Annotated in this window: 13 protein-coding genes; 9 read left to right on the plus strand and 4 right to left on the minus strand. The window is 44.3% G+C overall.

Annotated features, from left to right (window positions below; translation table 11 throughout):
- Position 1: 1 nt before the first annotated feature.
- On the minus strand, positions 2-1,183 hold the full coding sequence (gene pgsB / locus bslm_RS17625; RefSeq protein ID WP_003227883.1) for a poly-gamma-glutamate synthase PgsB: 1,182 nt from the start codon (positions 1,181-1,183) through the stop codon (positions 2-4).
- A gap of 783 nt (positions 1,184-1,966) precedes the next feature.
- On the opposite strand from pgsB, the gene bslm_RS17630 reads away from it, so the two are divergent.
- From bslm_RS17630 to bslm_RS17665, 8 genes are all read left to right on the plus strand, one after another.
- Complete coding sequence (locus tag bslm_RS17630) at positions 1,967-2,947, plus strand: LacI family DNA-binding transcriptional regulator (RefSeq protein WP_015714821.1); 981 nt, start codon at positions 1,967-1,969, stop codon at positions 2,945-2,947.
- A 1-nt stretch (position 2,948) separates the two neighbouring features.
- The gene (gene rbsK, locus bslm_RS17635) at positions 2,949-3,830 is read left to right on the plus strand and encodes a ribokinase (protein WP_009968280.1); all 882 of its coding nucleotides are present in this window, start codon (positions 2,949-2,951) and stop codon (positions 3,828-3,830) included.
- Positions 3,827-4,222, plus strand: coding sequence for a D-ribose pyranase (gene rbsD, locus bslm_RS17640; RefSeq protein WP_003244175.1), 396 nt, complete (start codon positions 3,827-3,829; stop codon positions 4,220-4,222). Before rbsK ends, rbsD begins: the two co-directional genes overlap by 4 nt.
- A 15-nt stretch (positions 4,223-4,237) precedes the next feature.
- Positions 4,238-5,719 carry a ribose ABC transporter ATP-binding protein RbsA gene (rbsA, locus tag bslm_RS17645; protein WP_003244379.1) on the plus strand — a complete coding sequence of 494 codons (1,482 nt, stop codon included), beginning with the start codon at positions 4,238-4,240 and terminating at the stop codon, positions 5,717-5,719.
- 1 nt (position 5,720) lies between these two features.
- Positions 5,721-6,689: a ribose ABC transporter permease RbsC gene (gene rbsC, locus bslm_RS17650; RefSeq protein WP_046381372.1), complete on the plus strand. Its 969-nt coding sequence runs from the start codon at positions 5,721-5,723 to the stop codon at positions 6,687-6,689.
- A gap of 12 nt (positions 6,690-6,701) precedes the next feature.
- Positions 6,702-7,619 (plus strand): ribose ABC transporter substrate-binding protein RbsB, encoded by a 918-nt coding sequence (gene rbsB, locus bslm_RS17655; protein ID WP_015714825.1) that lies wholly within the window; start codon positions 6,702-6,704, stop codon positions 7,617-7,619.
- Between the two features lie 81 nt (positions 7,620-7,700).
- Positions 7,701-8,237, plus strand: coding sequence for an SH3 domain-containing protein (locus bslm_RS17660; RefSeq protein WP_046381373.1), 537 nt, complete (start codon positions 7,701-7,703; stop codon positions 8,235-8,237).
- A 155-nt stretch (positions 8,238-8,392) separates the two neighbouring features.
- Complete coding sequence (locus bslm_RS17665; protein WP_003227867.1) at positions 8,393-8,689, plus strand: DUF3892 domain-containing protein; 297 nt, start codon at positions 8,393-8,395, stop codon at positions 8,687-8,689.
- A 39-nt stretch (positions 8,690-8,728) separates the two neighbouring features.
- Here the strand turns inward: bslm_RS17665 and bslm_RS17670 are convergent, their stop codons facing one another.
- From bslm_RS17670 to alsS, 3 genes are all read right to left on the minus strand, one after another.
- Positions 8,729-9,256, minus strand: a complete 528-nt coding sequence (locus bslm_RS17670; protein WP_003242788.1) for an NAD(P)H-dependent oxidoreductase — start codon at positions 9,254-9,256, stop codon at positions 8,729-8,731.
- 99 nt (positions 9,257-9,355) lie between these two features.
- Positions 9,356-10,123, minus strand: coding sequence for an acetolactate decarboxylase (budA, locus tag bslm_RS17675; RefSeq protein ID WP_046381374.1), 768 nt, complete (start codon positions 10,121-10,123; stop codon positions 9,356-9,358).
- Positions 10,124-10,184: 61 nt separating this feature from the next.
- Entirely contained in the window at positions 10,185-11,897 is a 1,713-nt protein-coding gene (gene alsS, locus bslm_RS17680) for an acetolactate synthase AlsS (protein ID WP_003244057.1), read from the minus strand.
- A gap of 157 nt (positions 11,898-12,054) precedes the next feature.
- On the opposite strand from alsS, the gene alsR reads away from it, so the two are divergent.
- A complete protein-coding gene (gene alsR, locus bslm_RS17685; protein ID WP_003227859.1) occupies positions 12,055-12,963 on the plus strand; it encodes an acetoin biosynthesis transcriptional regulator AlsR in 909 nt (302 codons plus the stop codon).
- The last annotated feature ends 198 nt before the right edge of the window (positions 12,964-13,161 follow it).

Below are 13,161 nucleotides of genomic sequence, written 5' to 3' on the forward strand. Positions count from 1 at the left end.
CCTAGCTTACGAGCTGCTTTACCTTGTATTCGTGGATTTTTTCAATTAAAGGCTCTGCGGCACCATGAATATTGCCGACGCCATATATGACACGGTTGTGCATTCTTTTCTTTAACAATTCCATAATTTCATCTGTTGACTTATACTCTAGATCATGCAGTTTGTCTGCAGGAATTTTGCCTTCTTCGTAGGCTTTTACGATCGGTTCTGTTGTTTCACCGATTAAGATCAGTTCACTTGCTTCAATATAAGGCAATACGTCATTTGCGAATTGCTGTGTCCGATCGACACGGTCTGCGCGGCAGTTCATGATGATGATCGGATCATCGGTCGGGTAACCGATTTCTTTTACACGTTTCCATATATTCAAAGTAGAAGAAGCGTCGTTTGCGGCAAACCCATTAACAAAGTGCCCAGGCTCGCTCGGACTGATCAGCGGAAGAATTCTCATTGCTCCCGGATCTGGCGGCGCATTCAGCATTCCCTTAAATGCTGTTTCTTCGTCAATGCCGAGTGCTTGAGCCACACCCAGCGCCAGAGAAGCGTTATCAGGGAATACCATGTATTCAAATTTACGTAAATACTCATCTGTAATTTTTGAGTTATCAGCAATGATGACTTTTGTGTTTCGTTCTTTTGCTTTTTGTTTAAAGAACTCGGTATATTCACTATCTGTAATGACAAGATGGCCATTATAAGGAATTGTAGCAGTAAACGCTTCTGCAATTTCATCAAGCGTCGGCCCCATGACATCCATATGGTCTTCTAAAACATTCACAATGACGCCGATATTGGCCTGCAGAAGTTCTTCCTGAAAGATGATTTGATAATCTGGGTTAACAGCCATGCATTCACTGACAATCGCGTTAGCCCCTCTTTCTACTGTTTCTCTCATGACTTCTTTTTGCTCTCCGATATTCGGCCCCTGAGGTTTCCGTTTAATCGGCTTTTCCTCCGGTGTGTCCCAGTAAATCATTCTTGCATCTGTTCCTGTTGTTTTTCCAACAGTCTTGTAACCGGCTTCTATTAATATTCCGGTTGTCAGCCTTGTCACAGTCGATTTTCCGCGGATGCCGTTAATATTCACCCGAACAGGGAGGGCATCAATGTTTTTCTGATGTCGTCGTTTTTCTAATATTCCGATGACCAGTATGACAGCACAGGCTATAATGAGTAACCACATTGCTTTTCGACATCTCCTTCTATATTGTTGTAAATTCATTCATCAGTATATAGAATCACTATGAATTCTCAATCGGCATTATGTAACATAATCTTCCCTAATCGACTAAGCCAAACTTCTCTTTTGAAAGAGATTTTATACCTACAAACTGTTTTCTATTTTTGGAAAACAGCAGGACTTATACCTCATCACTTTTTTTAAAAATCGAAGAGAATGCGCTTTCATTTTTCCCCTGATATCCTTCTGGACGTATAGTCACACCCTGGTGTTTGTGTTTAATATGCATTTCAAATCAATCTTTTTTTCAGCCTGTGTTATCAAGTATCTCCTGCTATCATGCGTGTTTCCGGTTCTTATGAACACAAAATAGTTTTATCCTGTTTCTTAAGGACAAGGTCATAATGTCATCCTTTCTGCATGGAATAAGCAATATGAGGCCCATTCCAAAATGACTAAGGAGGTTCGAGATGAAAACGCTAAACATACGAGTCCGAATTCTCTAACATAATTAAACATTTTCTGGGATGATAGTCTTTTCTGTTTCTCACCATTTACAGGTCTAAACGCATGACTTTGAAACAATTTTAATAAAACTTAATATTTGTTCAAGAAATCTTCATCCATATTTGTGAAGACTTTGTCAAAAAAAGAGTGAAAACCTTAAATTTTTCAATTTTATATACAATTTACAAGTAGATTTCTTTTGATATTTTTATTGCTAACTTCGGATTGTTCATGATAATCTATCTGTGTAAACGGTTACATAAACAAGGAGGAGCTGTTTTGGCTACAATTAAAGATGTCGCCGGAGCGGCGGGCGTTTCAGTTGCGACGGTTTCCCGCGTCCTGAATGATAATGGCTATGTACACGAAGAAACGCGAACGCGTGTCATAGCGGCGATGGCGAAGCTGAACTATTACCCGAATGAAGTCGCCAGATCTCTATATAAAAGAGAATCCCGACTGATCGGACTTTTGCTCCCGGATATCACAAACCCTTTCTTCCCCCAGCTTGCCCGCGGTGCGGAGGATGAATTGAACCGGGAAGGCTATCGCCTTATTTTCGGCAACAGTGACGAGGAATTGAAAAAAGAACTTGAATACCTTCAAACCTTTAAGCAAAATCATGTCGCAGGCATTATTGCCGCAACAAATTACCCGGATCTCGAGGAATACAGCGGCATGAATTATCCAGTTGTTTTTCTGGACAGAACACTTGAAGGGGCTCCTTCTGTGTCCAGTGACGGCTATACAGGAGGAAAGTTAGCCGCTCAGGCTATCATTCACGGAAAAAGCCAGCGCATTACGCTCTTGAGAGGACCTGCTCACCTGCCGACCGCTCAAGACCGATTTAACGGCGCTTTGGAAATCTTAAAGCAGGCTGAAGTTGATTTTCAGGTCATTGAGACAGCTTCATTTTCAATTAAAGATGCACAATCGATGGCGAAGGAGCTGTTTGCCGCTTATCCAGCGACAGATGGTGTGATCGCGAGTAATGATATTCAAGCCGCTGCCGTTTTACATGAAGCATTGCGGCGCGGAAAAAACGTGCCGGAGGACATTCAAATTATCGGCTATGATGACATTCCGCAAAGCGGACTTCTGTTCCCGCCACTTTCTACAATTAAACAGCCCGCATATGATATGGGGAGAGAAGCTGCCAAACTGCTTTTGGGTATCATCAAAAAACAGCCGCTGGCAGAAACGGCAATTCAAATGCCTGTCACCTATATAGGAAGAAAGACGACAAGAAAGGAAGATTAAGATGCGTAATATTTGTGTGATTGGTAGCTGTTCTATGGATTTAGTGGTCACCTCGGACAAACGCCCAAAAGCCGGTGAAACGGTTCTTGGCACGTCATTTCAGACTGTGCCGGGCGGCAAAGGAGCAAATCAGGCCGTTGCCGCAGCCAGACTTGGGGCGCAAGTGTTTATGGTCGGCAAAGTTGGAGACGATCATTATGGAACAGCTATTTTGAATAATCTCAAAGCTAACGGCGTTCGCACTGATTATATGGAACCGGTTACACATACGGAAAGCGGAACCGCTCATATTGTGCTTGCTGAAGGCGACAACAGCATTGTCGTTGTCAAAGGCGCGAACGATGACATCACCCCAGCGTATGCGTTAAACGCGCTCGAACAGATTGAAAAGGTCGATATGGTGCTGATTCAGCAGGAAATCCCAGAAGAAACGGTTGATGAGGTGTGCAAATACTGCCATTCTCACGATATCCCGATCATACTAAACCCAGCACCGGCCCGCCCGCTCAAGCAGGAAACAATTGATCACGCTACCTATCTGACGCCGAATGAACACGAGGCTTCGATTTTATTCCCTGAGCTTACCATTTCCGAAGCTCTGGCGCTTTATCCGGCAAAGCTCTTTATTACGGAAGGAAAACAAGGCGTCCGCTATTCGGCTGGCAGCAAAGAGGTGCTCATCCCGTCCTTCCCTGTAGAACCCGTTGATACAACCGGAGCCGGTGATACGTTTAACGCAGCATTTGCCGTGGCCCTGGCTGAGGGAAAAGACATTGAAGCCGCATTGCGGTTTGCCAATCGTGCCGCTTCCCTTTCTGTCTGCTCCTTCGGTGCCCAAGGCGGAATGCCGACAAGAAATGAAGTAGAGGAGCTGCTGTCATGAAAAAACACGGTATACTGAACAGCCATCTTGCCAAGATTTTAGCCGACCTTGGCCACACTGATAAAATTGTCATCGCGGATGCCGGACTGCCGGTTCCTGACGGCGTTTTGAAAATTGATCTTTCACTGAAGCCGGGCCTTCCGGCTTTCCAAGATACAGCGGCAGTACTGGCTGAGGAAATGGCGGTCGAAAAAGTCATTGCTGCAGCTGAAATAAAAGCATCCAATCAGGAGAATGCGAAATTTCTAGAAAATCTTTTCTCTGAACAAGAGATTGAATACCTTTCTCACGAGGAGTTTAAGCTGCTGACAAAAGATGCAAAGGCAGTCATAAGAACAGGAGAATTCACACCATATGCCAACTGCATCCTGCAGGCAGGTGTACTTTTCTAGAAAGGAAGATGAAACATGCAGATTGAAATGAAAGACATTCATAAAACATTCGGAAAAAATCAGGTGCTGTCAGGCGTTTCCTTTCAGCTCATGCCTGGCGAGGTTCACGCATTAATGGGAGAAAACGGCGCCGGCAAGTCCACGCTTATGAACATTTTGACAGGCCTGCACAAAGCAGATAAAGGTCAAATCAGCATAAACGGAAACGAAACGTATTTTTCCAATCCGAAAGAAGCGGAACAGCATGGAATAGCCTTTATCCATCAGGAATTGAATATCTGGCCGGAAATGACCGTTCTTGAGAATCTATTTATCGGTAAAGAGATATCCTCCAAGCTGGGCGTCTTACAAACAAGAAAAATGAAAGCGCTAGCAAAAGAGCAATTTGACAAACTCTCCGTCTCTCTTTCTCTTGATCAAGAAGCCGGCGAATGTTCCGTCGGACAGCAGCAAATGATCGAAATCGCAAAAGCGCTTATGACAAATGCCGAGGTCATCATTATGGACGAACCGACCGCAGCGTTGACTGAACGTGAAATCAGCAAGCTCTTCGAGGTCATTACAGCGTTAAAAAAGAACGGCGTCTCCATTGTCTATATTTCGCATCGCATGGAAGAAATTTTTGCGATTTGCGACAGAATTACCATCATGCGTGACGGAAAAACGGTAGATACAACAAACATCTCAGAAACTGATTTTGATGAAGTCGTCAAAAAAATGGTCGGACGGGAGCTGACTGAACGATATCCAAAGCGCACTCCTTCTCTCGGTGACAAAGTATTCGAGGTGAAAAATGCTTCCGTAAAAGGGAGTTTTGAGGACGTCAGCTTTTATGTGCGTTCCGGTGAGATCGTCGGTGTTTCAGGATTAATGGGAGCCGGCCGGACAGAAATGATGAGAGCGCTGTTCGGCGTTGACAGGCTGGACACGGGTGAGATATGGATCGCTGGGAAAAAAACGGCTATTAAGAACCCGCAGGAAGCCGTGAAAAAAGGTCTCGGCTTTATTACAGAGAATCGCAAGGATGAAGGGCTCCTGCTCGACACCTCGATCCGCGAAAATATTGCCCTGCCCAATCTGTCCAGCTTCTCACCAAAGGGTCTCATTGATCATAAGCGGGAGGCTGAATTTGTCGATCTGTTAATCAAGCGCCTCACTATCAAAACAGCATCACCGGAAACGCACGCACGCCATTTATCAGGAGGAAACCAGCAAAAAGTGGTGATAGCCAAGTGGATCGGCATCGGACCGAAAGTGCTTATCTTGGATGAGCCAACCAGAGGTGTGGATGTTGGCGCCAAACGAGAGATTTATACGCTGATGAATGAGCTGACCGAACGCGGCGTCGCTATCATCATGGTGTCATCAGAGCTTCCTGAAATTCTGGGAATGAGCGATCGGATTATCGTTGTCCATGAAGGCAGAATCAGCGGAGAGATCCATGCGCGAGAAGCAACACAAGAACGAATTATGACACTTGCCACGGGAGGGCGGTAATATGAAAACGGAACAACTGCAAACAGAACAAAAACGGATTCACTTCGACGGAGTCATGCAAAAACTCGGCCCGTTTCTTGGTTTATTTATTCTCGTTATCATTGTATCTATTTTAAATCCAAGCTTTCTTGAACCGCTGAATATTTTAAACCTGCTTCGCCAGGTCGCCATTAACGGATTAATCGCGTTCGGGATGACCTTTGTCATTTTGACAGGCGGCATTGATCTTTCTGTTGGCGCTATTCTTGCCCTGTCCAGTGCTTTAGTTGCGGGGGTGATTGTGTCCGGTGTCGATCCGGTTCTCGCGATCATCCTTGGCTGTATCATTGGTGCCGTACTAGGCATGATCAACGGATTATTGATTACTAAAGGAAAAATGGCGCCCTTTATCGCCACGCTTGCGACCATGACTGTGTTTCGCGGACTGACGCTAGTGTATACAGATGGAAATCCGATTACCGGACTTGGCACAAACTACGCTTTTCAGATGTTCGGACGCGGTTACTTTTTAGGCATTCCTGTACCGGCAATTACGATGGTTCTTGCCTTTGTCATCCTTTGGGTGCTTCTTCATAAAACACCATTCGGACGCCGAACGTACGCTATCGGCGGCAACGAAAAAGCCGCGCTCATTTCAGGCATCAAAGTGACGCGCGTGAAAGTGATGATCTATTCTTTAGCCGGGCTTTTATCCGCTCTTGCAGGTGCCATATTGACTTCCCGCCTGCATTCGGCCCAGCCGACTGCGGGGGAATCGTACGAACTTGATGCTATCGCGGCAGTCGTCTTAGGAGGAACAAGTCTTTCTGGCGGCCGAGGACGCATTGTCGGCACGTTAATCGGGGTGCTGATCATCGGCACACTTAATAACGGACTTAATCTGCTTGGCGTCTCATCATTTTATCAGCTGGTTGTCAAAGGGATTGTTATCTTAATTGCGGTATTGTTAGACCGCAAGAAGTCAGCTTAGGAGGGTTTTCACATGAAAAAGGCTGTATCCGTCATTTTAACGTTATCATTATTTTTGTTAACTGCCTGTTCGCTTGAGCCTCCCCAATGGGCAAAGCCGTCAAACTCGGGGAACAAAAAGGAATTCACCATTGGCTTGTCCGTCTCAACGCTTAATAATCCTTTTTTTGTCTCATTAAAAAAGGGTATCGAAAAAGAAGCTAAAAAACGGGGAATGAAAGTAATCATTGTTGATGCACAAAATGATTCATCGAAACAGACGAGTGACGTGGAAGATTTAATTCAGCAAGGTGTTGATGCATTATTAATCAACCCGACTGATTCTTCGGCGATCTCAACGGCAGTAGAATCTGCAAACGCAGTCGGTGTGCCCGTCGTAACAATCGATCGATCTGCCGAACAAGGAAAAGTTGAAACCCTCGTTGCTTCCGATAATGTAAAAGGCGGTGAAATGGCCGCGGCGTTTATTGCCGACAAACTTGGAAAAGGAGCAAAGGTGGCAGAGCTTGAAGGCGTCCCCGGCGCATCTGCCACACGGGAACGCGGCTCAGGATTCCATAACATCGCAGACCAAAAGCTCCATGTTGTCACAAAACAATCAGCTGACTTTGACCGCACGAAAGGCCTGACTGTCATGGAAAACCTGCTGCAGGGACATCCTGATATCCAAGCTGTTTTTGCTCACAACGATGAAATGGCGCTCGGTGCTCTCGAGGCAATTAACAGCTCGGGGAAAGACATATTGGTGATCGGTTTTGACGGCAATAAAGATGCGCTCGCTTCCATTAAAGACGGAAAGCTGTCAGCCACCGTCGCTCAGCAGCCTGAATTAATCGGTAAATTGGCTACAGAAGCAGCAGATGATATTTTGCACGGAAAAAAAGTGCAAAAAACAATATCCGCGCCTCTCAAACTAGAAACACAAAAATAATTGTCTGATGTTTAGGAACCTGCGATAACGTGAATAGAGATATAGAACGAATTATTTCTCTTACGTGAGGAGAGGAACGGCATGAACAAACCAACAAAACTATTTTCAACATTAGCACTTGCGGCTGGAATGACTGCGGCGGCTGCTGGCGGCGCTGGAACGATCCATGCCCAACAGCCAGAAACAACGGTAAGCATTGATGATTTATACAGTTATCCGATTGATTCTTATTTGGTATCAGCAGAGGCTCTAAATGTCAGAACGAAGCCTTCCGCATCAAGCCAAAAAGCCGATACGCTGCACCTAGGAGATAGCTTAAAGCTGATTTCCTTCTCAAATGCTGACTGGGCAAAGGTTCAGTATAAAAACGGAAAAATAGGATTTGTCTCCACTCATTACATTGTAAAAGCAGCGACAACGGTAAAAACCAAAACAAAAACAAAAGTATATACTTCCGCTGATGGAAAGCGCATTAAGACTCTTCCAGCAGACACAAGCGTTTCTTTTTTAGGCTGGAGTAAAACGAATAAAGGCGGTTTTGATTTTGATTGGGTATTCGTTGATTACGGCGGTGCGACAGGTTATATGAAAACAAAGGATTTACACATGACAAAATAACTGAGAGGGATTCCGCATTTATGCGGAATCCCTTTTATTATGAATTGATTTGTCACATTCCCAAGATATTTCTCAGGAAATATTGTCGTATGCTGTGTCGAAACCTTACATGATCATCGACATTTTTGTTCACGCTAAAAAGCGGAGGTGTAAATATGGATCAATTTGAAGCAGCATATGAATCGTATAAAGCCCGGCAAACAACTGTCGATCAAGAAAATGTTCCATCTGGAAAAGAAGAAATTATTGCGGTTAGAAGAAATGAGGAAGACAATATTATCGCAGTGAAAACCAATACAGGAAGAGAGCTCGACTACCCTACTGCGCTGTCAGAAGCAAAATCAGGAAAACTCGCTCATGTTGATGTCTTCCATAAATACGGGCGTGACATTTTGCGAAGTGAACCGGACGGCATCAAGGAAAATAACCTGTCTGAACTGCCGGATTTTTAAACAAATACAGCCCTGCCGTATGTTGGACAGGGCTGTATTTTAAACAAAAGGCTGCTGGATGTATTCGGCTAACCGTTTTGCACTGTGAGAAATATCCTCTGCAGCTGCATAATTCACGCCATAGAACACATATGGAGGCAGATACTTCATGCCGATCAGATTACTCGTGGCCTGAAATGGTTTCAATAGCTCACTGATCGAGTAATGATTTGCTCCGCCCGCTTGATATTTTTCCGCTTCGCTCCCTGTTGATACAGCCAGCATCAGCTCCTTGCCATGCAAGGCATTTCCTTCTGAACCAAAAGCCCAGCCGTAAGTCAGCACAAGATCCTGCCATTTTTTCAAGAGCGGCGGAGAGCTGTACCAATATAGCGGGAATTGAAAGACAATCCGATCGTATTCCTCGCACAGCTGCTGTTCCTTCGCAACATCTATCGCTTCATCCGGGTATTCCTTATAAAGATCCCGTACTGTGATATTGTCATGTTTACTCAATTCCTCAGCCCACGCCTTATTAACAACTGAGGTCTCCATATGAGGATGCACTGCCAAAACCAATATTTTCATCAGACCACACCTTTACTGTTTTGATGTTATTTTATCTAAAATCAGGAAAAGAGCCAAATAAAAAGAAAGCCCTGCTAAAAGGGGCTTTCTTTTTTTCTTTTATTCAGGGCTTCCCTCAGTTGTTTCGATATCTCTCGCAAAATCAGGGTTATCCAGATTCGCATTAAAGAAATCCGCTGTGTTCGGAAGTCTGAGATTCATGTTCATTTTTTGAGAAATCGTAACCGTGCAATCCTCAAGCACATAGTCAAAAACGTGTCCGCCTGAATTGCGTCCTTCGTCAATGAAGTGCAGGTGATAGCCAGAAACGGCGATTCCGTTTGCGTAAGCTGGTGTCAAGAAACCTACGATCGTTCCTCTCACGTTGTCAAAGTTGAAAATCGGCTGTGTTTTGACCGCTTCAACCATTGGCACGTAAGGTTTTTCTTGAAGTTCTACCGTTCTTGTCTGCACCTTTTTAAACAATCCGTCAATACGAATTGCATAAAATAAGTTTCTGCTTGGCAGCATGCTGTTGATCTCTTTTTCAAAGTCTTCGCGTGTCATTTTCGCATCAATTTTGTGCGTCATGTCCGGTGTAAAGAACGTAAATGAACAGAACGGAGAACGATCCCCGTTTTGGACCGGTGTCGCAGTTCCGTCTGAACGGAGACGGTAAAATTCGCCGTCAAACCCAATCAGCTCTCCGTCAAGCTTGTTAAAGGTTCCGATACCGAAGTCTCCATATTTCGGAATCTCTGACAGTTCAAAATCTCCGTCATATACTCCGTCTAATAGAGAAGTCATTGTTGATACTTGATAAATCTGGCTCACAGGCTGATCTTTTTGACCGCGGCTGAGCACTTGAATGTTGCTTTCTCGTTTCATATTTCCCTTCACTCCTTTTATTTAGTGCTGTTCATAAAACAGTGTCGTGATGCGCAGAGTGCTAGAGAGCTTTCGTTTTCATGAGTTCCCCGAATTCTTTCGGAAGCTTGTCACTTGCTAAATTAATGTTATCACTGTAGTCAACCGGGACATCGATGATGACAGGACCTTCAGCGTTCATGCCTTGACGCAGAACATCTGCCAGCTGGTCTGGTGATTCTACGCGCAAGCCAGTTGCTCCGAAGCTTTCCGCATATTTCACGATATCGATATTTCCGAAATCGACCGCAGATGTACGGTTATATTTTTTCAATTGCTGGAATGCAACCATGTCATATGTGCTGTCGTTCCATACAATGTGTACAATTGGTGCTTTTAGTCGAACCGCTGTCTCTAATTCCATTGCTGAGAATAAGAAACCGCCGTCACCAGAGACAGAAACCACTTTTTCTCCCGGTTTCACCAATGAAGCGCCGATTGCCCAAGGAAGCGCAACGCCGAGTGTTTGCATACCGTTACTGATCATTAATGTTAACGGCTCGTAGCTGCGGAAATAACGTGACATCCAAATGGCGTGCGAACCGATATCGCAAGTTACTGTAACATGATCATCGACTGCATTACGCAACTCTTTAACGATTTCAAGAGGGTGCGCTCTGTCTGATTTCCAATCTGCAGGCACCTGCTCACCTTCATGCATATATTGTTTTAAATCAGAAAGGATTTTCTGCTCACGCTCTGCAAATTCCACTTTCACAGCATCGTGTTCGATATGATTGATCGTGGACGGAATGTCACCGATCAATTCAAGATCAGGCTGGTAAGCATGATCAATGTCAGCGATAATCTCGTCTAAATGGATAATTGTCCGGTCTCCATTGATATTCCAGAATTTCGGATCATATTCAATCGGGTCATAGCCGATCGTCAGAACAACATCTGCCTGCTCTAGCAGTAAATCGCCAGGCTGGTTGCGGAACAAACCGATACGGCCAAAATATTGATCCTCTAAATCTCTAGAAAGGGTACCGGCAGCTTGATATGTTTCAACAAATGGAAGCTGAACCTTTTTCAAAAGCTTGCGAACCGCTTTAATTGCTTCCGGTCTTCCGCCTTTCATGCCGACCAAAACGACAGGAAGTTTTGCTGTTTGGATTTTTGCTATGGCCGCACTGATTGCATCATCTGCTGCAGGACCGAGTTTTGGCGCTGCAACAGCACGCACGTTTTTCGTATTTGTGACTTCATTCACAACATCTTGCGGAAAGCTCACAAAAGCGGCCCCAGCCTGCCCTGCTGACGCTATCCTAAATGCATTTGTAACAGCTTCCGGTATATTTTTTACATCTTGAACTTCTACACTGTATTTTGTAATCGGCTGGAATAGCGCCGCATTATCCAAAGATTGATGTGTCCGTTTTAAACGATCTGCACGGATCACGTTTCCAGCAAGCGCAACGACAGGGTCTCCTTCAGTGTTCGCTGTCAGCAGGCCTGTTGCCAAGTTAGAGGCACCCGGTCCTGATGTGACTAACACGACTCCCGGTTTTCCAGTTAAACGGCCGACTGCTTGGGCCATGAATGCTGCGTTTTGTTCGTGCCGGGCAACGATAATTTCAGGTCCTTTATCTTGTAAAGCGTCAAATACCGCATCAATTTTTGCACCTGGAATGCCAAATACATGTGTGACACCTTGCTCCACTAAGCAATCAACAACAAGCTCCGCCCCTCTGTTTTTCACAAGGGATTTTTGTTCTTTTGTTGCTTTTGTCAACACCCTCACTCCTTATTATGCATTTTAAACGTAAAATTTTAAATATCTTGTGATAAGTTTCACTATACACTCTTTGGAAATTGACCTCCAATATCGATTCGCCTTATGATTAATATGTAATACGAATTATTAACCTATGGAAAGGAATGCATATTGAATGGAGCTTCGCCATCTTCAATACTTTATCGCAGTAGCCGAAGAGCTTCATTTCGGAAAGGCTGCCCGGCGGCTGAACATGACGCAGCCTCCTCTCAGCCAGCAGATCAAACAGCTGGAGGAAGAAGTCGGAGTTACGCTTCTGAAAAGGACAAAACGATTTGTCGAGCTTACCGCAGCAGGAGAAATCTTTTTAAATCATTGCCGCATGGCATTGATGCAAATCGGACAAGGAATTGAACTGGCACAGCGGACGGCCCGCGGCGAGCAAGGCCTTCTCGTAATCGGTTTTGTCGGATCAGCTACATATGAATTTCTGCCGCCGATTGTCCGGGAATATCGTAAAAAATTCCCATCTGTGAAAATAGAACTGCGTGAAATATCCTCGTCTAGGCAGCAGGAGGAGCTACTAAAGGGCAACATTGATATTGGTATACTTCATCCTCCCTTACAGCATACAGCTTTACATATCGAAACCGCCCAAAGCAGCCCTTGTGTTTTAGCTTTGCCTAAGCAACACCCATTGACTTCTAAGGAATCAATTACGATTGAGGATTTAAGAGATGAACCAATTATTACTGTTGCTAAAGAAGCATGGCCTACTCTATACATGGATTTTATTCAGTTCTGTGAACAAGCGGGCTTCAGACCCAACATTGTCCAGGAAGCCACAGAATATCAAATGGTGATTGGTTTAGTCAGTGCCGGAATTGGTATGACATTTGTTCCTTCCTCGGCCAAAAAATTATTTAATTTGGATGTTACTTATCGAAAAATGGACCAAATACAGCTTAATGCAGAATGGGTTATCGCTTACCGCAAAGACAATCATAATCCGCTTATAAAGCATTTTATTCATATTTCAAATTGTCAGCAGACAAGAACTAAAGAGAGTGATGCAGGTACATGAACAATACTTGCAATCTCTTTTTTCTTTTGGGATTCTTATGGAATTTTTATTAATTTAATATAATCGCTTAGTACAACTTTATATCAGTATACGTATACATACAGTACAAATAGTTGGCAAGGACATCAGTAAGCGCAGGACATTAGTTTGATTTTAAAAATGAAAGATAGAGAGGTGAAGTAAATTATTGAGTTCACC

The organism is Bacillus sp. LM 4-2, assembly GCF_000978495.1.
Classification (GTDB): Bacteria; Bacillota; Bacilli; order Bacillales; family Bacillaceae; genus Bacillus; species Bacillus subtilis.